Origin of the sequence: Sphingobacterium mizutaii, from assembly GCF_900187125.1 — a bacterium.
Taxonomy (GTDB): domain Bacteria; phylum Bacteroidota; class Bacteroidia; order Sphingobacteriales; family Sphingobacteriaceae; genus Sphingobacterium; species Sphingobacterium mizutaii.
Genome location: NZ_LT906468.1, coordinates 4,054,193 through 4,077,596, shown reverse-complemented (window position 1 = coordinate 4,077,596; position 23,404 = coordinate 4,054,193). Strand labels below are relative to the sequence as shown.

At 43.3% G+C, this 23,404-nt stretch carries 18 protein-coding genes; 6 read left to right on the top strand and 12 right to left on the bottom strand.

Translation table 11 applies throughout. The features are described from left to right. Window positions 1-8 precede the first annotated feature (8 nt). From pgmB to CKW03_RS17605, 6 genes are all read left to right on the top strand, one after another. Window positions 9-665: a beta-phosphoglucomutase gene (gene pgmB, locus CKW03_RS17630; protein ID WP_093099127.1), complete on the top strand. Its 657-nt coding sequence runs from the start codon at window positions 9-11 to the stop codon at window positions 663-665. Window positions 666-674: 9 nt separating this feature from the next. After that, on the top strand, window positions 675-2,993 hold the full coding sequence (locus tag CKW03_RS17625) for a family 65 glycosyl hydrolase domain-containing protein (RefSeq protein WP_093099126.1): 2,319 nt from the start codon (window positions 675-677) through the stop codon (window positions 2,991-2,993). A gap of 13 nt (window positions 2,994-3,006) precedes the next feature. Continuing rightward, window positions 3,007-5,124: a glycoside hydrolase family 97 protein gene (locus tag CKW03_RS17620; RefSeq protein WP_093099124.1), complete on the top strand. Its 2,118-nt coding sequence runs from the start codon at window positions 3,007-3,009 to the stop codon at window positions 5,122-5,124. 22 nt (window positions 5,125-5,146) lie between these two features. After that, the gene (locus CKW03_RS17615) at window positions 5,147-6,970 is read left to right on the top strand and encodes an alpha-amylase family protein (protein WP_197700949.1); all 1,824 of its coding nucleotides are present in this window, start codon (window positions 5,147-5,149) and stop codon (window positions 6,968-6,970) included. Window positions 6,971-6,973: 3 nt separating this feature from the next. Next, window positions 6,974-8,326, top strand: a complete 1,353-nt coding sequence (locus tag CKW03_RS17610) for an MFS transporter (RefSeq protein WP_093099121.1) — start codon at window positions 6,974-6,976, stop codon at window positions 8,324-8,326. A gap of 1,257 nt (window positions 8,327-9,583) precedes the next feature. Further along, complete coding sequence (locus tag CKW03_RS17605; RefSeq protein WP_093099120.1) at window positions 9,584-10,267, top strand: Crp/Fnr family transcriptional regulator; 684 nt, start codon at window positions 9,584-9,586, stop codon at window positions 10,265-10,267. Between the two features lie 95 nt (window positions 10,268-10,362). Here CKW03_RS17605 and CKW03_RS17600 read toward each other — a convergent pair whose 3' ends face one another. The 12 genes from CKW03_RS17600 to CKW03_RS17545 all read right to left on the bottom strand — a co-directional run bounded on the left by CKW03_RS17600 (window position 10,363) and on the right by CKW03_RS17545 (window position 23,396). Then, a complete protein-coding gene (locus CKW03_RS17600) occupies window positions 10,363-10,653 on the bottom strand; it encodes a hypothetical protein (protein ID WP_157739558.1) in 291 nt (96 codons plus the stop codon). Between the two features lie 451 nt (window positions 10,654-11,104). Next, window positions 11,105-11,767, bottom strand: a complete 663-nt coding sequence (mobA, locus tag CKW03_RS17595; protein ID WP_169919017.1) for a molybdenum cofactor guanylyltransferase — start codon at window positions 11,765-11,767, stop codon at window positions 11,105-11,107. Window positions 11,768-11,776: 9 nt separating this feature from the next. Beyond that, window positions 11,777-12,208 carry a molybdenum cofactor biosynthesis protein MoaE gene (locus CKW03_RS17590; RefSeq protein ID WP_093099115.1) on the bottom strand — a complete coding sequence of 144 codons (432 nt, stop codon included), beginning with the start codon at window positions 12,206-12,208 and terminating at the stop codon, window positions 11,777-11,779. Then, window positions 12,208-12,444, bottom strand: coding sequence for a MoaD/ThiS family protein (locus CKW03_RS17585; protein WP_093099114.1), 237 nt, complete (start codon window positions 12,442-12,444; stop codon window positions 12,208-12,210). The genes CKW03_RS17590 and CKW03_RS17585 overlap by 1 nt, the downstream gene beginning before the upstream one ends. A 2-nt stretch (window positions 12,445-12,446) precedes the next feature. After that, entirely contained in the window at window positions 12,447-13,397 is a 951-nt protein-coding gene (locus tag CKW03_RS17580; protein WP_093099112.1) for a GTP 3',8-cyclase MoaA, read from the bottom strand. Continuing rightward, window positions 13,397-14,125, bottom strand: a complete 729-nt coding sequence (locus tag CKW03_RS17575) for a sulfite exporter TauE/SafE family protein (protein ID WP_093099111.1) — start codon at window positions 14,123-14,125, stop codon at window positions 13,397-13,399. The genes CKW03_RS17580 and CKW03_RS17575 overlap by 1 nt, the downstream gene beginning before the upstream one ends. Window position 14,126: 1 nt before the next feature. After that, a complete protein-coding gene (locus tag CKW03_RS17570; RefSeq protein WP_093099109.1) occupies window positions 14,127-15,623 on the bottom strand; it encodes a rubredoxin in 1,497 nt (498 codons plus the stop codon). After that, window positions 15,616-19,128: a nitrate reductase gene (locus tag CKW03_RS17565; protein WP_093099108.1), complete on the bottom strand. Its 3,513-nt coding sequence runs from the start codon at window positions 19,126-19,128 to the stop codon at window positions 15,616-15,618. Before CKW03_RS17565 ends, CKW03_RS17570 begins: the two co-directional genes overlap by 8 nt. 30 nt (window positions 19,129-19,158) lie before the next feature. Beyond that, entirely contained in the window at window positions 19,159-20,481 is a 1,323-nt protein-coding gene (locus tag CKW03_RS17560) for an MFS transporter (protein WP_093099106.1), read from the bottom strand. 2 nt (window positions 20,482-20,483) lie between these two features. Further along, window positions 20,484-21,701 carry a molybdopterin molybdotransferase MoeA gene (locus tag CKW03_RS17555; RefSeq protein WP_093099105.1) on the bottom strand — a complete coding sequence of 406 codons (1,218 nt, stop codon included), beginning with the start codon at window positions 21,699-21,701 and terminating at the stop codon, window positions 20,484-20,486. A gap of 1 nt (window position 21,702) precedes the next feature. After that, complete coding sequence (moaCB, locus tag CKW03_RS17550) at window positions 21,703-22,650, bottom strand: bifunctional molybdenum cofactor biosynthesis protein MoaC/MoaB (RefSeq protein ID WP_093099103.1); 948 nt, start codon at window positions 22,648-22,650, stop codon at window positions 21,703-21,705. Then, window positions 22,647-23,396, bottom strand: coding sequence for a HesA/MoeB/ThiF family protein (locus tag CKW03_RS17545; RefSeq protein WP_093099102.1), 750 nt, complete (start codon window positions 23,394-23,396; stop codon window positions 22,647-22,649). The genes moaCB and CKW03_RS17545 overlap by 4 nt, the downstream gene beginning before the upstream one ends. Window positions 23,397-23,404 lie beyond the last annotated feature (8 nt).

Here is a 23,404-nt window from a genome sequence, read left to right as displayed (position 1 = left end):
GGTTTATTATGGATTTGAAAAGAATAGCGTTTTTGGAAAAGCCGGCTTACATATTTGATCTGGACGGGGTATTGGTCGATACAGCGGTATTTCATTATCAGGCTTGGAAAAGATTGGCTAATTCGTTGGGTTTCGACTTTTCGGAAGAGCAAAATGAGCAGTTGAAAGGAGTAAGCAGGATAGAATCATTAAACAAAATTTTGAGTTGGGGAAGTGTGGAAAAATCAATAGTGGAAAAAGAACAGTTGGCTCAGCTAAAAAATGAATGGTACCTGGAATTGGTGGCAAAAATGACACCTGAGGATGTATTACCGGGCGCATTATCTTTTTTGAAAGCGGCTAAGAAAGCAGGTAAGCTTATTTCCTTAGGATCAGCCAGTAAAAATGCACCGCTAATTTTAGAAAAAACAGGCATAGCAGCCTATTTTGATACCATCGTGGATGGTAATGAGGTGTCTTTATCCAAACCAAATCCTGAAGTTTTTTTATGTGCCGCACGAAAGCTAAATGTTGCAGCAGAGGCTTGTGTGGTATTTGAAGATGCCCCGGCCGGTGTGGAAGCAGCACGGGCAGGAGGAATGGCTGTAGTAGGCATTTCGTTGGATGGTGGATTGCAACATGTTGATTTGAATGTCAAAAATTTGGGGGAGTTGTTAAGTAATTAAAGATTGAGTATGAAAGATTATATAGTAAAAGATCCTTGGCAGATTATCGAGGATCAATACCGGGCCGAATACAATGAAATTTCAGAAAGTATTTTTTCGATCGGTAATGGGAGAATGGGGCAACGTGCCAATTTTGAAGAAGATTATACAGGCAAATCGCTGCAGGGGAGTTATATCGCGGGGATTTACTACCCGGACAAAACCCGTGTAGGCTGGTGGAAGAACGGCTATCCTGAATACTTTGCTAAAGTCATTAATTCAACCAACTGGATAGGCTTACATCTCGTCATTAATGGTCATACACTTGATCTGGCAAAGATTGAAGTCTTAAATTTTGAGCGTCGTCTGGACATGAAGACTGGTGTTTTATATCGAAATTTTAAAGCCAAATTACCAGATGATACCGTTGTTGAAGTTTCGGCAAAGCGTTTATTTAGTATTGTAGAAACAGCGGCTGCAGGATTGTCGTACTGCCTGACAGTCATGCAAGGTCGTGCAGCGATCGAGTTGGAAAGTTATTTGGATGGTGATATAGAAAATCGGGATTCGAATTATGATGAAAAGTTTTGGGAAGAGGTAAGCCGTTCTGCAAACGATACGCTAGGTTTGCAATTAAAAACGAAGAAAACTGCATTTCATGTCCATACCGAAGCATTGAATAACCTGTTTGTTGGCGATGCTGGCATTCCTTCTACTGCTCTAGAAAACCGGGAAAAGTATGTTGCACAGAAATTTCAATTTTCTCTTGAAGAAGGGCAGCATTTTGAATTGAATAAGTATGTTGCCATTACCACGAGTGAGAATCATAAGACCGAAGATCTGCAGCATGTGGCAAAACAGGTCCTTGAACGCGTGAGCCACCAGGGAATAAGAGGCATGCTTCAAAACCAGGCTGACGCCTGGGCTAAGGTATGGAATGATGCTGATGTTCAGATTGATGGGGATGTGTCTGCCCAACAGGCTATACGTTTCAATATTTTTCAACTTTTCCAAACTTACACAGGTGAAGACGAAAGGCTAAATATTGGTCCAAAGGGATTCACAGGAGAGAAATACGGAGGGGTAACTTATTGGGATACCGAGGCTTATTGCCTACCTTTCTATATGGCAACAACAGATTCAAAAGTAGCGCGTAATCTATTACTATATCGTTATCATCATCTTCCAAAGGCTATTGAAAATGCAGAGAAGCTAGGGTTCCGAAATGGTGCAGCCCTGTATCCTATGGTAACCATCAATGGAGAGGAATGTCATAATGAATGGGAAATTACATTTGAAGAAATTCATCGAAACGGGGCTATCGCATTTGCCATTTACAACTATGTTCGTTATACCGGAGATACGGACTACTTAGCAGCATATGGGTTAGAAGTTCTTATTGCGATATCCCGATTCTGGGCACAGCGTGTGAATTGGAGTGCTGATAAAAATAAGTATGTGATGTTAGGTGTTACGGGACCTAATGAATATGAAAATAATGTCAATAATAATTGGTATACGAATCGTATCGCATCCTGGTGTATGGAATATACAGGGAAGGTTATCAAGGATCTGGAACAGAATGCACCCGAACGGCTAAGGGAAATACTGGAAAAAGTCTCGTTAGAAAATAAGGAGCAAGTCACATGGAATCATATCGTTGAACAGTTTTATTATCCTGAGGATGCTAGTAAAGGAGTATTTTTGCAGCAAGACGGATTTTTAGATAAAGAATTAATAACTGTTTCTGAACTTTCGGACGCGGAACGCCCATTGAATCAAAAGTGGAGTTGGGATAGGATTCTGCGTTCTTGCTATATTAAGCAGGCCGACGTATTACAAGGGCTTTACTTTCTGGAAGACCAATACGATCTGGAGACTATTGAGCGTAACTATAATTTTTATGAACCATTGACCGTACATGAAAGTTCTTTGTCACCCTGTGTACATGCGATTATTGCAGCCAAGCTCGGTAAGGAAGATAAAGCTTATGAATTTTATCTGCGCACTTCACGGTTAGATCTGGATGATTATAATAACGATACTGAGGATGGCCTGCATATTACCTCAATGGCTGGAACGTGGATGACGATTGTAGAAGGGTTTGCCGGCATGCGGGTTCTGGATGGAAAATTACATTTTCAGCCTATATTGCCGAAAGAATGGAGCGGCTACAATTTTAAAATCAACTTTAGAGGAGCCCACTTACATGTCAGCATCCAACAGGATAAAACTATTATAGCCAATGAGACTGGCCCTGCGGCTGTCGTAGTGATCGATAATGAGGAGCAAGAAATAAATGAGGGGCAGGAATTTCGGTTTTCCAATCCGCGATTAGCGCTGAATTAATAGAAGTTAGAATATGAAGTCAATTAAACATATCGTTATCATTTCAACCCTGTTTGCTTCTATGTTAACACATGTGGCAGCACAGGAACTGCTTTCTCCTGACGGAAGACAAAAACTGGAGGTGGGGCTTAGCCAGGAAGGAAGACCCTATTATAAATTGGTATTCCGGAATAAAGAAGTTATAAAACCTAGTTTTTTGGGTTTGGAGCTTCAAGACCAGGAGTCTCTGCTGGACAACTTTTCCCTTGATAGTATTTCAACGGGTACATTTGATGAAACCTGGAATCCGGTTTGGGGAGAACAAAGGGAGATTCGTAACCATTATAATGAGCTTGTATTATATCTTAAGCAACAAAGTACACCGAATAGGTTGCTAAATATACATTTTCGTCTTTATAACGACGGACTTGGTTTTCGGTACGAATTTCCGAAGCAGGAAAACCTAAGTTATTTCATTATCAAGGAAGAGAAAACTGCGTTTGCCTTAACAGGAGATCACAAGGCTTTTTGGTTACCGGGAGATTATGATACCCAAGAATACAATACGACGACATCAAATCTATCGGAAGTCAGGGCTTTGATGTCAGAGGCCGTGACACCCAATGCTTCTCAGACTTCATTTTCGCCTACAGGATTGCAGACACCACTTCTTCTCAAGAGCAAGGACAATCTGTATATTAATATTCATGAAGCAGGTCTGATCGATTACGCTTGTATGTCGCTTAACCTGGATGATAAGAACTTGATCTTAAAATCGTGGCTGACACCTGATGCTGTTGGTAATAAAGGATATTTGCAGACACCTGCGGTATCTCCCTGGCGTACGATTATGGTGAGTGACAAAGCGGCAGATATATTGACATCCAGGTTAATCTTAAACTTAAATGAGCCTACCGCATTTGAAGATGTATCCTGGATTAAACCGATCAAATATGTTGGGGTCTGGTGGGAAATGATTAGCGGTAAGAGCAGTTGGTCTTATACCAGTATGGAAAACCTGAAACTGGATGAGGTAGACTATAGCCAGGTCAAGCCTAATAGGACCCATGCGGCAAATACCAGGCGGGTAAAAGAGTATATTGATTTTGCAGCCAAGCACGGCTTTGATGCTGTGCTGGTAGAAGGCTGGAATATAGGATGGGAAGATTGGTTTGGAAAATCAAAGGACTACGTGTTTGAATTTGTAACTCCTTATCCTGATTTTGATGTCAGGGAATTGCAGCAATATGCCGCGGAGCGAGGGGTTAAGATGATGATGCACCATGAAACATCCAGTTCTGTCCGAAACTATGAAAGACACCTGGATACCGCATATAGATTCATGGTGGAGCATGGTTACAATAGTGTGAAGAGTGGCTATGTGGGGGACATTATCCCACGGGGAGAGTTTCACTACGGTCAATGGATGGTAAATCATTATCTCCACGCTATCAGGAAAGCCGCGGATTACAAAATCATGGTCAATGCACATGAAGCCGTTCGTCCTACAGGGTTGAGCAGGACTTTTCCCAACCTGATCGGTAATGAATCTGCCCGTGGTCAAGAGTATGAGTCTTTTGGAGGGAATACCCCGGACCACCTGACGATATTGCCTTTCACGAGATTGGTTGGGGGACCAATGGACTATACACCTGGAATTTTTCAAACGGATATTAAGGCCTATAATCCGAACAACAATTCTCGTGTCAATACAACCCTAGTCAAGCAGCTTGCACTGTATGTCACATTGTATAGCCCCTTGCAGATGGCAGCAGATGTACCCGAGGTTTATAACCGGTTCTTGGATGCATTTCAGTTTATAAAAGATGTGGCTATTGATTGGGATGAGACGCACGTACTCGATGCGGAGCCTGGCGACTATATTGCGATGGCCCGTAAGGCGAAAGGAAAAGATGAGTGGTTTATAGGTGCAATCACAGATGAAAATGCACGTACCTTAACGTTGTCTTTTGACTTTCTGCCTAAAGGTAAAAAATATGTAGCCATAATTTATGAGGATAGTAAGGATGCTGATTTTGAAACAAACCCACAGCATTACCATATCTATAAACAAACTGTTACTTCAAAAACAAAACTGAAACAATGGCTGGCAAGAAGTGGCGGGGTCGCTATTCATATTAAAGAACAATAAAGCATTTATAAAGTTACAGCAGATGAAAAACAGTCTTTGGGGAATATTGATAATACTGCTTATGGTTGTATCCTGTTCGTCAGGCGCTAATCAGCTTGATTTGCTTAATAAAGAAAACACGTTGAATGAACCTTTGGTAAATAATAAATTTGTTATTTATCAGGCCCTGGTAAGGCATTTTGGAAATACCCATACAACCAACAAATATTATGGTTCAATAGAAGAAAATGGTGTAGGTAAGTTTAATGATTTTACCGCTACGGCACTTCAGGAGCTTTATGATTTGGGAATTACGCATATGTGGTATACCGGTGTGATCGAACATGCGACAATGACAGATTACAGCGCCTACGGGATTAAGCCGGATGACCCGGATGTGGTCAAGGGTAGGGCGGGTTCACCATATGCCATTAAAGACTATTATGATGTGTGTCCGGATTTCGCTGTTGATGTAAGCAGACGAATGCAGGAGTTTGAGCAGTTGATCGAGCGGACACATCAGCATAAGATGAAGGTCATTATAGATTTTATTCCAAACCATGTCGCACGAACCTATTATTCTGATAGTAAGCCTGACAACGTAAAGGATTTTGGTGTGGACGATGATAAGACAAAACAGTTTTTGCCTGCAAATGATTTTTATTACATCCCCGATAGTGATTTTCAGGTGCCCGGCGGATATATTCCCGGCGGAGGCGAATTTTATAATGTCTTGAAGAATGGAAGTTTTCCTGAAAGTCCTGCAAAAGCTACCGGAAATAATGTGTTCTCGTCTTCTCCAGCCAAGGATGACTGGTTTGAGACCGTTAAACTTAATTATGGTGTAGATTTTCAACGCAATGAGACGAAGCATTTCGACCCTGTTCCTCCATTATGGTTCAAGATGCGCGATATACTTTTGTTCTGGGCCGGAAAGGGAGTTGATGGATTTCGGTGTGATATGGTGGAGATGGTTCCCGTGGAGTTTTGGGCCTGGGTGAATGATGAAGTTAAGAAAAGCCATCCGGATATATTGTTTATTGGGGAAGCGTATAACAAGCAGGAATATGCTAACTTTTATACTACCGGGAAGTTTGATTTTTTGTATGACAAGGTAGGGCTTTATGATACCTTAAAAATGCTTATGCGAAATGACGACTATGCTGGTGTAAGAGGTATTCAAGATGTGTGGAGGAATGAAGTTAAGGGATATTCTGCACGAATGTTACGTTTTCTGGAAAATCATGATGAACAGCGTATTGCTTCAAAAGACTTTGCAGGTGATCCATTCGTGGCAATACCGGCTATGGTACTGAGTGCTACCATGGCTACAGGACCTGTTATGATCTATTCCGGACAAGAAGTCGGGGAACCTGGTATCGGACATGAAGGATTCGGGGGAGAAGACGGCCGTACCTCTATTTTTGATTACTGGGGAGTACCACAGCACCAAAAATGGATGAACAAAGGGAAGTTTGATGGTGGTTTGCTTGCTGAAAATGAAGTGCGGTTAAGAGCTTTTTACAAAGCTTTATTTAATATTGTCAAGACAGAGCAGAGTATACAGGCCGGCGGCTTCTATGATCTGATGGCTACCCAACAAGTACAACCTAATTTTCCAAATCGCATTTATGCGTATCTTCGTTATACGCATAATGAACGTTTACTGGTAATTGCCAATTTTGAAAAGGCAGTTCAAAATTTCACGTTGATCTTGCCGGATGATGTTATTCAGGCATTTCATATGGAAGGAAAGCAGCTTGTATTTAAAGATCTGCTTGGGCAAGAAGCGATAACAGTAAATAAATTCAGTAACCAGATTGATTTGAAATTAGAAGCGAATCAAGCACAGATACTTAAGTTTTAAAAGATGAATCGTATATATAAACCTAAACTTAGTCTTGCTCAGATTTTTAATATGAGTATAGGGTTCCTAGGTATTCAGATGGGTTTTGCCCTACAAAACGGAAATGCTTCCCGAATATTACAAACGTTTGGTGCAGATGTTGAGCACTTGTCATTGTTTTGGTTGGCGGCTCCGTTGACAGGCATGATTGTTCAGCCCATTATAGGACATTATAGTGATCGAACGTGGAATAAATTAGGACGACGAAGACCCTATTTTCTCGGAGGAGCTATATTTACCGCTATAGCACTGGTTTTGATGCCTAATGCGGCTGTGTTAACAGCGATTCTACCTCCTTTGATGATTGGAGCAGGTATGCTGATGATTATGGATGCGTCTATAAATGTGACAATGGAACCGTTCAGGGCACTAATTGCTGATAACTTGTCAAGTGAACAGCGCAGTCTGGGCTTTTCTATTCAAACATTTTTAATCGGATTAGGAGCTGTTATAGGTTCGTGGCTACCCTATATCTTAGCAGAGTATGTAGGTATCTCTAAAGTTGCGGAGGTTGGTTTTGTTCCGGATAATGTGATCTATTCTTTTTATGTAGGGGCTTTTGTTTTGGTTGTGAGTATACTTTGGACAGTATGCACGACAAAAGAATACACGCCTGAGGAGTTGGCGAATTTTGATGAACCATCCACTGAATTGGCTGTAGAGGAAGCTTCAAAAAAGAGTTTTTTTACTGGGCTGCTGTATGATATCAAGCATATGCCTGTCGTTATGAAGCAACTGGGACTGGTTCAGTTTTTCTCTTGGTTTGCATTGTTTCTCATGTGGGTTTTTACGACTCCTGCTATTGCTGAACATATCTATGATGTAAAATCAGGAGACACGACATCCCTTGGATATGCGAATGCCGCCAACTGGGTAGGCGTACTTTTTGGTATTTACAATGCCGTATCGGCTATTTATGCACTTTTTTTACCCCGTATTGCTCGTCGAATCGGACAAAAATCTACACACGCATGTTCATTGCTGGTAGGAGGAGTTGCTTTAAGCTCAATTTACCTTATTAACGATCCGACGGTTTTGGTTATTTCAATGATCGGAGTCGGTATTGCTTGGGGAAGTATTCTGGCAATGCCGTATGCTATTCTGAGTGATAGTTTACCAACAAAGAAAATGGGAGTATATATGGGGCTTTTTAATTTCTTTATTACTTTTCCCCAGATCGTCAGTGGGGTAATAGGTGGCTACCTGGTTAAATATGCTTTTAGCGGACAGACTGTATTTGCTTTGGTATCTGCTGGGGGATTAATGATTCTTGCTGCGATAAGTGTACTGCGTATAAAAGCCACAAGAACAGCTTAGCGATAGTTATCAAGCTTTTTTTGATTTTGAAATACTTTATATGGCTATTCGCATATTTTGACCCCGGAAAAGTTGAAATATTTGTAGACACCTATAAAACAAAAAAAACCTGCAAACATTTGATTTGCAGGCTTTTGATATGTTTTGACTTTTAAGTCTGTGGCCCCGTAGGGGAATCGAACCCCAACAGCATCAATCTCTTTATCAGGGTTTTACAAACAGCAAATTTCCCTACTCACCGAATAACTCACTGGTTTGGCATACGTTTTAGCTGCAATTGCTATTTAGCTAAAATAAAAAATATCAACAAGAAAATGCGAAAGTAGACTTTTTTCTTGGATGCAATTTCATTATTTCTTCTAGGATTTCTCTCTTGCTTGTGTATTGACCGATTTGTCCTATAGCTAAACTTATCTAGGCGTGCCTGTATATGGTGTTAATAAATGGTTGAAAAGTTTAATAGTAACCAAGCTTTGTAGGGACCTCCGAATACGCGGCATACATACAGAAAAGGATTAAATACCGACGGAATCTGTCCAATTTGGAAAACTTCATTAGGCTGAATATCTGCATTGATCGATCTGTGGAAATAGATCGATGACCAGTTTATTTCAGGAAAACCACCTGATCAAAATGGACAGTTTCAACTGGTCTGAAACGGACAGGGAGGGCCAATTCTGAGAGTAACAACAAATTCTGTATGGAAACACCTTTAGATAGGAATTTTTATGCATCTATATTTTTTAAATGAATAAAATTATGGCTTGTAGTCTTTTTGATTTGTCATTTTAGGTGTTTGCAAGTCAATACTCACTTCATTAAACAGGTCCAGTTGAATTGTGTGTGACAAATATACCTTACCTCTATTTCTCTCAAATGATGAATTTCATGTACTGATGCTCGTGATAAACCAAAGTTCTGAAATACGCACTTATTGAACATACTGCATGAAGCCCATACATAAAAATGTAAATTTTGAGAGGCACAAAAACCTCTATTTGTAATTTGCCACTAGGTTTATGTGGTTATATTTATCTGAAAAATCAATACAATATGGTTTTTTTGATGATGCGAGTAACTTTTTCTATAATACACTTCGGGTTATTCTAGTATTTTTGCACGAGAATTACAAGGAACATTAGTTATCAAATAGAGTGTCGGATACCATTATCAATTTTTTTTGACACTGTTTTCAGGTTGTGTCATTTTTTTAAAAGAAGATATTGTAAGCAAGGAACAACAATAACCAAAAAGCAAATGAGCAAAAAACTAAAGGCGTGCGATCACTCTTGTTTTATGTGCCGCCATTCTGGGCAAGATTGGTGGGAAAATATCGAAAACCGGCGACAGGTTATCAAAGCAAAAAAGGGACAGCAAATCATTCATGAAGGAGAGGAAGCTAAAGGTGTGTATTTTGTTCAAGAAGGATTGGTCAAAGTACATAAAAGACATGGAGATAAAGAAAGTATTGTACGTTTTGCTAACAAAGGAGAGATTATAGGACATCGTGGTATGCCGGGAGATAAACCTACTTTTCCGATATCGGCTACTTGTTTAGAAAATTGTATACTGTGTTTTGTTCCCTTCGATTTTTTTAAAAAATTATTGAGAACGAATCCCGCATTAACATACGCCATGCTGATGTTTTATGCGGATGAACTACAGGTTTCTGAACGAAAAGCGAATAATCAGGTTCATTTATCGGTTAAAGGAAGACTTGCATGGTGTTTTTTTCAGTTGGAGGAGAAAATGGGTACGGATAACGAGGGATATATTAAATTGATGCTGTCTAAGACAGATTTGGCGGCTTATGTGGGGTCAACTTACGAGAGTGTGTATCGCATGATTGCTGAACTGATCGCAGAAGATATTGTTGAACTAGTCAATAGACGTATCAAAATAAAAAATAGAGAAAAGCTGTTATATTATAGCAGGTTGTAATAAATTAATTTTTAGCCTGAATTGTAAGGTATGCTTATGTGTCTGCCTTCTCGTATCCACTGTGAATGTAACCTGTCGTTTGGAGCGATGATCTGCTAGGGACCTACCTGCTTATTCAGCGGCTTCCCAACATGCCCAATACCGAGCAAAACTGAGCCTCCTTCCATTTTCGGATCAAGTTCTTGCAAGGAGAATACCACCTTGTAACCATCGCCGGCCGTCACGACAACAACCTTCTGAAGTCCCTTTCCTATTAACTGATCCCTGGTAGATACACCGGCCAATGCAAAAAAATCCTCCAAACGAACGACGTCATATACCACCGTATCACCTTGTTGGTGCGTGGCCGGATAACGCTGCATAGGTAAACGATTTAACTCCGCCATCGACAATGTACATTTTTGGGTTACATCGCTACCGATTTCCAAAAGTATTTGGGCATGGATTCTCCCCATTTAAAAGGGTCGTTAAAGCGTATTATAATATAGTTTTCATATCAGATTATGATTATTTAGGGGAAAGGATTTAAAAATGAGGGATTCGTGATAAAAGTGTTGTCTGTCAGCGTTGTTAGAAACGCGATGATGACCGTTTTTTCTTGTGACGTTAGATGTAAATAAACTGATATTTCCGTTGCTGTCCATGAGGAACGGGCTTAGTGTTTCAAAATGTTGGATATGATCACTATAATGATCTAGGACCTCTCGAAATGTCGCGAACCCGCCATCATGTATATAGGGGGAAGTTAACGCAATATTACTTGTCGCCACTACACGAGACTGGCCTTTATCTTCTCAGTGCCCCGAAAAATACCGACCTTCCTGGATCATATTTCTTTCAATTTGTTGGGTAAAAAAAATGTTGGGTTAAAAATTCGTTTTTTTGCCATTTACGGATATTATCAGGCGTATTGTAGTTCCGGAAATCTTTCGCATTCCCCGAAGCAGGGAGTTTTACCGCGCAAAGATTTTTTATAGCACGTTTTACGGAAAACCCAGTCAGGTACCCATGTTGGTAATCGAGGAATAATTTCTGTAGTCCGGAAGCGGTATAAATGGCACACAAGGGTTCGATCTGTTCATTTTTCGTATACAGATATACGTCAGCCCCCACAATCTGCCGACGAATGTCCAACAGTCGCTGTAATAGTGGCGTTTCAATATCGATCATATCACAGGGTAGCACGAAGAGGTCTGCTTTGGGGAACAGTTGGTGAGCGCTCAACAAACCAGCTAAAGGGCCTTTTACATCGACTTGATCGATGATCAATGTTTCGGAAGAAAAAATCTGACGATAAGTGCTCTGCTGGAGCGGATTAATAGAGAAATAGGTTTCCAGGCCCAGACTTTCTAACCTGTCGCTCATATGTTTGGCCCAAGTACAGCCATCCTTGCGTAACTGTCCTTTGTCGGTTCCCATACGGCTGCTTTTACCTCCGCATAGCACTAATCCTAACAATGTGTGTGCTGTGTTTTCCATTGATAAATAGTAGATTTCCATGTCGTCCATTTACTTCTGTTGACAGGAGCAATGTCCTCCCCAGGCTCGCTCACCGTCCACGAAATGCTCACATTTCCATAGCGGTACATGATGTTTGATACGGTCGATGATATCCTGATTGGCTTCGTAGGCTTCCTCACGATGGGCAGCAGCAGTAATGACCACCACTGCTGTTTCCATGACTGAAACTTTGCCCAAACGATGGACGGCGATAGCAACTTGTAGTCCCCAACGTTGTTTTGCCTCATCCAGTAATGCCGCAATCATCTTGTTGGCCATCTGCTCGGCAGCCTCGTAAGAAAGGTGCGAGACTTCCTTTCCTTGGTGGTTATTCCGTACTACGCCACTAAACAGCACGACTCCCCCTGCTTCTGGATGATGAGCCTGCTTCCAAAGTGCCATTACATCAATTTTTTCGGTGCTAAGATGTTGTGTCATCATTAGCCTCCGCTACTGGGTGGAATGACTAAGATAAGGTCGCCCTGACGAAGCTGGTAGTCCTCCTGAACAAACGTATCATCTACCGCAAACCGACATTGCTCCAATAATGTTGTAGCAAATGATTGCTGGTCAATCAGGTAACGTCGTAAACGATTGATGTCTTCTGGGGTCTCTTGGACCTCCATAACGGAAGGGAAATAATCCTTCAATCCCGCAAAAAATTCTAAAGTAATCATATTTATCCTCCAATTGTTAACATACTTATTTCGCTTCCGGAAAACTGCATTTGTTTTTGCCCTAGTGCTGCATATAAACTCGTTTCGAATCCTTTCTGACTGCTGACCTCCCGAAGAGGTATGGGCGTATTACTACTTAAACAGCCATAAATATTTCCCTGAGCGTCTAATCGCAGACGATTGCAGTCGGCACAAAAAGGATGGCTTTCATTGGCAATGATCCCGAAGCTATGGCCGCAAGCGGTGTTCCAGTACGTTGCGGTGTCTCCGTATTTCTTTGCCTGTTCGTCGATTGCATAGAAACTACTTATTCTTTCCAGCATGGCTTGCCTCGAGAAAAACTTGCTGTCTGTATCGCCAAATAGATGGCCCATGCCCATCAATTCCAAAAAGCGTATTTTAATACCATGTCTAAAGGCAAAATCTAGTAAAGGCAGAATCTCCTTATCGTTTTCACCGGCCATAATCACCGTGTTAATTTTTACCTCCAACCCTATTTTTTTGGCGGCTATTATTCCCTCGATCACCTGCTTTACACCCGCCCGTTTTGTGACCCTAAAGAAGGAAGTTTCGGATAATGCATCTAGCGAGACATTGATGGATCGAAGGCCGGCTTCTTGGAGAGAAGTAACTTTTTTCGTCAATAAAAAGCCGTTTGTCGTCATTTTAATATCATGGATACCCAATTGTCGAATACCCGTTATTAATTTGGGGAGATCGGGGTATAGCAGTGGCTCACCTCCTGTTAAACGGATTGTTTGTAGATGCAATACATCGTGCAAGCGACCTATGAGGTCAATGAGCTCACCGCTGGACAACACAACCGGCCTTGCTATGGCTGAGGTGATTCCATCTTCACATACACAATAGGTGCACGCAAAGTTGCATCTATCGAGCAGGCTTACGCGCAGGACTTTGAATGATCTTCCGATAGGGTCTGTCAATGTTCGCATTACATGAAAAATAATAGTTTACAACAAGCGATCAGGAGCACTACGCTCAGCAAGGTGCGTACAGTTGCCATAGGAAAACGCGCACTACCAAAATATGCGCCCGTAAATCCTCCGGCAGCTGCCGCCCAAAACCAGATGGCGAAGGATGTATCGATGTATATCGGGGTGGTATTACCTAATAAACCGCTGAAAGAATTTAACGTTATAAAAATAGCGGAGGTAGCTGCAGCTTCCTTGGCATTGGCCCAGCCCAATAAGATAAGCAACGGGCTTAAAAAGATACCGCCACCGATATTGAGCATACCCGATAGGAGGCCGATAATGGCGCCTATGAGTAATGCCAGCGGTATATTTACCGTTTTGCGTTCTGGGCGCTCTTTGGGTGTTATCCCCAGCAGCCGGATGATAGGCAATATTAAGGCAAATCCAAGTAGTACAAAATAGACTTTCCCCTCAAGCGCATACCGTGCACCTAGGAATGCCGTTGGAATAGAGGTGATCAAAAATGGCCAACAGGTAGACCATCTGAAGTATCCGGCACGCCGAAACTGAAAGAATCCTGTGCCGGCAACGAGCATATTGAGCATTAATATAAGTGGTTTGTATTGTGCTACGGGAATGGAAAAGATGGAAAAGACAGCAATGTAGCCGCTGGCACCTCCGTGTCCAACCGAGGCATACAAAAAGCCAACAACAAATAGGACGAATGCGATATAATAGAGTTCCATGTCAATGTTTTAAAGATGTGGTGTTGATTTGATCAAATGCTATAAATTCTCTTTTGGGAGAACCGCATAGACCACAGGTATAATCTGCAGGTAGATCGTCGAAGGCGATACCTGGTTCTATTGACGCTAATACATCCCCATAAGCGGGATCATAAATACTGAGGCAATGTGGGCAGCGGAATAATGATTGCTGCGGGGCACATTGCGAAAACTCCGGTAAATCGGAGGGATGATGTTCAGGCTCCGGATTGCTGTTTTGTAATGTGGCATCGTAACAGCAATCACAAAGTGTTTTTAGCGTCGCGGGTAACGATTTCTCTGTTACGCGTTGTTTATAGAGAACGAGGTTATAAGAGTTGGCCTTGAAATCTTGCGTGTGGAAAACATCGAAGTAAGGTTCACTGTTCCCATCGTTGATCTGTTTGATGATAATCGAACCCCAGATGCCACTGTTTGATCCAATCTTAATGCCAAAACAAAGTCGGTAAGTTCGAATATTCCAGCGATCAAAATACCTGACGATGGAACGCTTCAACTTTAGCGCTGGTTCGCACCAGTCTTCGATTTGCCAATTTAGCTCGTTGGAGGCGTGGCGCAGGTTAATACGGTGTTTGTCGAGAATGATATCCCATTCTTTACGATCTTGCTGTCGGATGTCTTTAATAATGAGTGAACGCCAGGGCGTCGTATACATCTGACCTACCCGGGATGTTTGGCAAACGTTGCAAACGTCCAGCAAAAAGGAAACGGTGTAACACTCGTCTGGCCGATAAATGCCTAGCCAATATTTATCGTCATATTGGTTAAAACCTTCATAATAGGGAAGACGGAAATCCGATTCCGTTAGCGGTTCTTGGACTTGTTGAAAATGAAACGCACCCGACGCTCTAATTTTTAATTCCAGATCCGCACATACAGCAGCAATGTCGTCTTCTGCTATATCTTTGTTATCCATTATGGCGCTTTCCAGTTCCTTGCTGATGGCGGCAATATCCATGGAATAAATGAGTGATGACCAGCTTCTTACTTGATTTGTTTTGGGCCAACGGATATAGACATGCCAATAATTGCCTACTCCGGAGGATACAAAATTCAAATTACCGGTATAATAAGATACAAAAGACTGATTCGCATCTACAATGTTGATCTTTAGTTTGGGCGTAAATTCAAAGGACGCTAAAATATCTTTATAAATTCCCTCTCTCAACCAATGCGGCTGATTGTAAAGACCATCGGCCACATAAGAACTTACGATATTTGGATAGTGATTTTCATTTACTTCATACAGCAGTTCTTGACTAAAGAGCTGATATTCGATATCTTCCATTTGTGTTGGAGTGGCTGAAAAAAGCAGTTGTTGGCGTGTGCCGATCTTCACGGTTTTAACCCCTGTTGCATGCGCTGCTTCCAGTATGGCCTTGAAATCACCCACCGATACATAACCTCCAGGTAGATTGATTTTCACGCGTTTCCATTCCTGTTGTATCTGCTTAGCCATTCGTAACCTCCATTTCTTCTTTTTCTGCCAAAAAACTATCCAAAATTGCCATCACTTGCGGACGGCATGAGCCGCATCCTGTTCCGGCACCACTGGTTTCGCATAATGTTTTTAGCTCCGTGCATCCGGATTGGATGAGCTTTTGCAGGTTCCCTTCTCCGACCTGGCTACAGCTGCAAATCAACTTACCGATAACGGGTTCTTTTGCACTGCCGCTACGCAACAATTGTAACCGTTTTTCACTAAGTTCTGTCTTGTTGGTGATTAGGTCTTTGAATTCTAGAAATTCATTCTTATCACCAATGAGTACAGCGCCTACTAAGCGATCTTGATGGATGATACATTTTTTATAATAGCGTTTTGCCTTGTCTATAAACACAATTTCTTCGTATTCATCATTTGGACAATCCACGATGCCGATGCTACACAAATCAAAGCCTTGAATTTTGATAATATTCATAAAAACAGAGCCTGGATAGACACTGCCGATATCACCGTTATGATAACGTGCCACGACGGAGCTTTGCTGTTCGGCGGCTGCCGTAAAACCGTACATTATGCCTTCAAATTCTGCAATTTCGCCGATAGCATATATCGAAGGATCGCTTGTTTGCAGCCTGTTGTTTACCACCACACCCCGCTGACAGTGCAATCCAGCAGCTTTTGCCAGCTCAATATTGGGTGTCGTACCGATGGCAACGATGACAGCATCGCATTTAATCTGAATACCGCTTTTCAGTTCTACTTTGTTGACTTTGCTTCTGCCGTAGTAGAGTTGTACCTCGTCGTTATAAAAGACATCACAGCCTTGGTCAATCATCTCTTCATGGAGCAATTGACTACCGAGGACATCCAATTGCCGGTTCAAAAAACGCGAAACACGCTGGACAACCGTAACCCGTACGTCCATCTCCCGCAGACTTGCGGCCATTTCTAAGCCCAACAATCCACCACCGATAATGACGACAGAAGAATCTTTCCGAAGATATTTACGGAGGTTGTCCGCATCCGAACGTCGCCGAATACTAAAGATACCCGGTAATGTCGGAATGTCTTTGGGCATTGTCGGTCGGCTTCCTGTACCCAGAATGAGTGTGTCATAAGGTGTTTTTATCCCACGTGAATCTTCGACATATTTATGCTCGCGATCGATACGGGTCACGATAACGCCTCTGATATGGTTAATGTTGTAGACATTCTTTTCTTCCTCATCCCGCATTTTGACGAGTTCCTCCCATTGTTGGTCGCCGCTTACATAATGTGGTAGCATGACCCGGTTATAAAAGGGCAGGTTTTCATTGCTGATCACGGTTATCTCATCCCTTGTATTGATTTCTCGAAAAGCTTTGACGAAACCGAAAGCCCCGGCACCGGCGCCGACAATCACAATGCGCTCAAAGGGCTTCTCGTAAGGAACTACCTGAACGGCGCAGAATTTGAAATCCGGTTCTTTTGAAATGGGATCGAGCAGCGGGTTGGTGAGGTTATTTGCCCGATGTAAGTCCGTGTCACCGAGCTTTCCCCAGTGCATGGGTAAAAAGACACATCCCGGTTTTATGCTGGTGCTGAGGCTGGCCTTGACGCGTACATTACCGCGACGTGAAGAGATTTCGACCAATTGTCCTTCGGTGATGCCGAGTTGTTTGGCATCATTGTGATGGATTTCGAGGGTGGACTCGCTGATATGCTGTTTCAGCTTGCTAACTTTACCCGTTTTGGACATCGTATGCCATTGGTCTCGGATGCGTCCGGTGGTCAGAATAAAAGAAAAGGCCGCATCTGGTAATTCGCTACGCAGATCGGTATCCGGACTGTGGATAATGGCTTTCCGGGACGGTGTATAGAAGTCATGATCGGCAAATAAACGCGTTGTTCCTATTTTTCGCCGCTTATTGTAAGGCCATTGAATGGTTTTATGTTTGTCGATCTGTGTATAATCCAGACCTTCGATATGCAGATTGGTCTTTGCGGTAAGCCGGGTATGTTCTTTGTATATGGCTTCGGTGTTTGGATAATCAAAACCTGCAAAGCCCATTTTTTTGGCAAAACGACAAATAATTTCAGCGTCAGGAAGTGCTTCGCCCGGTGGGTCGATGATTTTGTGCAAATGACTGATCCGACGTTCGGAATTGGTCATCGTTCCTTCTTTTTCTGCCCAGGCAGCTGCGGGCAAAATGACATCGGCATAAGCTAAGGTTTGGGGCTTGTTACTGATCTCCTGCACCACGACAAATTTAGCCTTTTCCAAGGCCTGTTCTACTGTTCGCGTATCGGGTAGGCTTGTCAATGGATTGGTACATAATATCCAGACGGCTTTTAGCTTGCCGTCGGCCAATGCCTCAAACATTTCGGTAGCTGTAAGCCCCGGTTTGTCGGATAGGGCAGTTCCGCCCCAAAAATCAGCCACTTCCTGCCGATGGGAAGCGTTTTTCAGATCGCGATGCGCAGGCAGCAAGTTGGCAAGACCACCAACCTCCCGACCGCCCATGGCATTGGGCTGCCCGGTCAGCGAGAATGGACCGGAGCCGGGTTTCCCGATTCTGCCGGTAATCAAATTGAGGTCGATGAGCGACAGGTTTTTATCGACACCTTTCACACTTTGATTAAGACCCATTGTCCACATGGTCAATAGGGTTTTCGATTCGCCAATATAGCTCGCCGCTTGACAGATTTCATATTCCGATATGCGACAGATGTCTGCGGATTCCTTTAGCGTGCGCTCAAACACACGTGCCTTGTAATCTTCAAATCCCTCGGTGTGATTTTCGATAAAATCGCAATCAATATCGCCGTTTTCAATCAGCAACCGACCAATAGCATAATTCAGAACCATGTCTGTACCCGGTTGGATCTGTAGGTGTAGATCGGCAATAGCTGCGGTGTCTGTTTTCCGGGGATCGACCACAATGATTTTTGTGTGTGGATGATTTGCTTTGTGTGCTTCTACCCGACGCCAGAGAATGGGATGACACCAAGCGGGGTTAGCTCCTTCTACTAAAAAGCAATCGGAGAGCTCGATATCATCGTAGCAAATAGGCACGGAGTCCTCCCCAAGAGCCATTTTATAGGCAGCAACGGCACTACTCATGCATAGGCGTGAATTGGTGTCTATATTGTTGCTGCCTATAAAGCCTTTTATCAGTTTATTGATGACGTAATATTCTTCCGTGAGGCATTGACCGGATGCGTAAAAGGCGACCGCATCCGGACCGTATTTATCCATCATCGTACGGAATACAGCGGCTGTACGGGTGAGCGCATCTTCCCAGCTGACCCGTTGCATCGGCATATTTCGGTGATACCGCATTTGCGGATAAAGTAGACGGTCGGACTTATCGTTGACCGTGTACTGCAGATTCATGCCCTTGCTGCATAATTTCCCCCGATTAACCGGATGTTCTCCGTCGCCTACTACCGTTACTGCATCGTGTTTATCTAGCTGAATTTTCACACCGCATCCGACACCGCAATAACAGCAGGTACTTGTTACTTCTGTTTCTTTCATGTCTGACAAAAGGCAAATCAATTCCTATTTTTACTGTTGAAAGTCGAGCTTTCCTGTCTCTATACTATTCTTGATTGCTGGCTTTGGCTGGAATCTGGTCAATGTAACTAACAAACCTATGAGTACGACCCCTGCGCCGATATATTGAAAGGCATCGGCATAGGTCAGGTTTTCTGACTTGAACAGAAAACCAACCAGCATGGCGCCAATGTTTCCACCGGCACCTACTATACCGCTGACGACACCAATATTATTTTTGTTGATAAAGGGGACGATTCCGTATGTACAGCCATTGGCCATTTTCAGAAACAAGGCGAAGATCAGCATGGAAGCAACGGCAAAAGCCAACGTCCCCGAAGCAGCAAACAACGCGATGCCCAGACCTTCTAAAACCAAAAGCAACCCTAACAATGCCCCTTTTCCCTTTAGCCCGAATCGCTTGCCGACGTTGTCACTTACAATGCCTCCCATCGCACGGGCAAAAATATTCATGCCTCCAAATATACCGGCCATAGCACCCGCTACAATGATACTCGTGCCAAAACGGTCTATAAAAAATATGGCTGCCACATTATCTACGGTAATCTCAATGCCGAAGCAGGCGGCGTAAGCGAGTGTCAATACCCATACACGATAGTCTTGCAATGCTTCCACAAGTGATCCCTTGCTTTTTTTCTGATAGGCAGACACATCCTTTTTCTGTAAATCGCTAAAATTCCCTGCAGGTGCATCTGTCGTGTATCGGTAGTAAATAAAAGCCATGATCAGAAGGATGACGCCAGGAACAACCATGGCGAGTCTCCAGGAATCCGCTTCGCTAACAAAACCCATCGCGGCAAAACCCGCAGCAATTAATGGCATAACCAAATTGGTAACGCCACCGCCGAGATTTCCCCATCCACCGGTTACGGCATTGGCGGTACCGACAATATTGGGCGCAAACATCATGGATGTATGAAATTGGGTGATGACAAAAGAAGCTCCAACAATTCCTATACAGAATCTGAACAGCAAAAAAGAGGCATAACTGTTGCTTAGGCCGATAAGCATGATCGGGATAGCACCCACAACTAATAAAATGGTATAAGTGAGGCGTGGACCCAGTGTGTCGCACAACTTCCCGATCAATAAGCGGGCAATAATGGTGGCGGAGACGGACGCTATAATGATATTACCGACCTCACTCTTGGTCAAATTCAGCTGATCGCGAATCGTGGGCATCAGAGGCGCGACACCAAACCATCCGAAGAAACAGAAAAAGAACGTTATCCAGGTGATATGGAATGTACGCATCTGAATGCCTTTGAAGGAAAAGATGTTGAGCTTTGAAAGGGGGGATTGATTCTGTTGCATCGTTAGTATGGTTTAATGATATTAAAAAAAGGGTGTAAAGAGAGTACCGGTATGCTGTCGTTTTCTGCAATTACGTGTTTGTTATGGACATGCCAGCCGATACCATCGCATCCGACAGTAGCTGTTATAACTCCGGAGCCATGGTGAGGCTTCCAGGTGTATCCATATTCCCCGGCATGCCGAAAAACAGGAAAAAACTCATCGAGCGAAGATTTCTTAAATCTGGGAATCGTTAATGTCGACGTTTGGAAGCGTTCGTTCGTAAACCCCAGACATCCGTGGAGATAATCCTCTACAAATAGTTTGAAGGTCATGAAACATGATAAGGGGTTTCCGGGCAACGCAAATATGATCTTGCCTTCTGGTAAGAATCCGACCAAAAGGGGTTTGCCGGGTTTAATGGAGACTTTATGAAATAGTATCTCTACGCCCAGTTCTCGTAAAATCTGGGGCACATGATCGGCATCGCCAGCAGAAACACCTCCGTTGATCAGGATGAGTTGCTGCTGTGTGGCTTGTTTCAGGGCCGCTGATAACGCTTTGGGTTCATCAGACACATGCTGACAAGACCGAATGGGCAACTGCCATTGTTCGCAGAGGGCGCGCAATAGATGTTGATTACTGTTGCGGATTTGAAAGTGCTCCGGTTGCTGCTGGATATCGACCACTTCATTGCCGGTGGTGACAATCCCTACTGTGGGCATTTTATAAACGGGTGCTTGGTGGATGCCCAAAGCTGCTAATGTTCCGATTAGCGAGATATCACAAACGCGGGGCGCGGTAACGGCCAGTTCGTTTTTCTTTAGATCTTCGCCTCGTTGTGCAAGGTGTTGCCCACGCGAGATAGATTCACGGCGAATAAGAGCCGTACCATTTGGTGTAAAGGTTAGATCCTCTTTCCTGATAATGGTGTCCGCGGGAATAGGGCAGGCTGCACCGGTCATAATCTTATAGCATTCGCCGGTTGCAATAGTTGTAGGAGTTTCCATCCCCGCAAAAATTGTTGTCCGAATACGGAATTCCCGGATGCCGTTATTCCAATCTTCCATGCGTATGGCTACTCCGTCCATTGCTGCACGATTGAATGGAGGATAATCTCTATCCGCGAAAATGGGATAGGCCAGTATGCGATTTAATGCTTGGGCGAGAGGAATGCGCTCTGTGGGAAGCTGCTTTACCATGCTTCGAATCTTATCCCGGGCTTCCAGATAGGTTAACATATTAATGTCCTCCTCCCATTATCATTTTTCGGGCATGAAACAAGGCAGGCAAAATAGCTTCTAAACATTCCTTCACACCGTTGGTGCTTCCGGGTAACGTAACGATAAGTGAATTGCCGATTGTACCTGCAACAGACCGACTCATCATAGCCAATGGTGTGCGTTGCTGTCCGTGTCCGCGCATAGCTTCGACAATTCCGTCTGCCCTTTTGTCTACCAATTCGGAAACAGCTTCCACCGTTACATCTCGTGGGCCCAATCCGGTTCCACCGGTCGTAAAAACAAACTGTATGTCTCGGTCAACCCAAGTTTTGATGGCTTGTTGGATACGTGGTTTCTCATCCGCAACGATTTGGTAATCCAATACTTGTGTGCCGGTGGTCAGCAATATTTCTTCGATTTTCCGACCACTGTTATCCTGCCGCTGTCCGTTGGCGGTGGCATCTGAACAGACCAAAATAGCGCAGGTGGCAAGGGGTGCTAAAAAGCGATTATGGTCAGATTTACCGCCTGTTTTATTTGCTAGGCGAATATGGCCAATCTCCAATTGATTGTCGACAGGCTTCAACATGTCGTAAAGCTCGAGTGCTGCTATGGATGCAGCAGTAAGCGTCTCCATCTCTATACCGGTACGACCTATCGACTTGGCAGATACCGTGATCAATATCCCGGCACTCAGCTGCAGTTCGGTAAAAAAATCTGGATGGGAGCTGGAATAGATATATTCGAAATCGACCTGCATCGCGTCAATATTAACCGGGTGACAGTGAGGCAATAGTTGTGGGGTGGCCTTTGCCCCCAAGAATGCTGCTGCGCGAGCAACATCAAACAGGTTTCCTTTGGGAAGTTCATCCCGTTGGATTTTGACAGCTGTTAACTCGGTAATATAGATCACTGCATGAGCTAGAGCTGTGCGTAATGTGCTTATTTTATGGGTTATATCTCTCATGCTTTCATTTCTGAGGTGGTCTCTGTTGGATCGGATTGCAAACTGGAAAAATTAATGACGCGTTTCTGAAGAGAAAGCACATCGAATAAAAGCAATTTACCCGTCAGTTTGTCTGGCAAATCCAATACTACTTTGATGGCCTCGTTTGCCATCAACATACCCGCTATCATACTGCCGATGACGTACGTGCCGGATACTTCACAACGCATGCCTTCCGCAGCTGGCTGCAGGGTGAATAAATCGTCTATGGCCAGGCGTTGCGCTTCATAGTTAAAAACGGTGATCTGCACTTCAGAACGAAAAATAGATCCGTAGATGACTGGTGTACCGAGCTGAATACCCGTATGGCCGATTAATAAGCGGGAAGGAAAGTTGTCCGTTGCATCGATGACGATGTCATATTCAGAAAATATCGAATGGATATTGGTTTCGTTTGCAAAAAACGGATATGCGATGAAGAGGGTATCTTGATAACGTATCTTTAATTGGGTGATAGCAGCCGCAGTTTTCAATGTTCCGACTTGTGCTGGAGTATAGAGATATTGGCGAGCCAGATTTTTGAGCTCAACTTTATCGCCGTCTAGTATTCCGATATATCCAATGCCACTAGAAGCTAATGCTGAAACCGCAGGGCATCCCAATCCTCCGGCACCAACCACCAGAACGCGGGTAGATTTTAATTTGTCCATACCTTTTTTGCCGATAAATGACAGCTGAAGATGATCACTGAAAAATCTGTTATCCATTTCTCTTT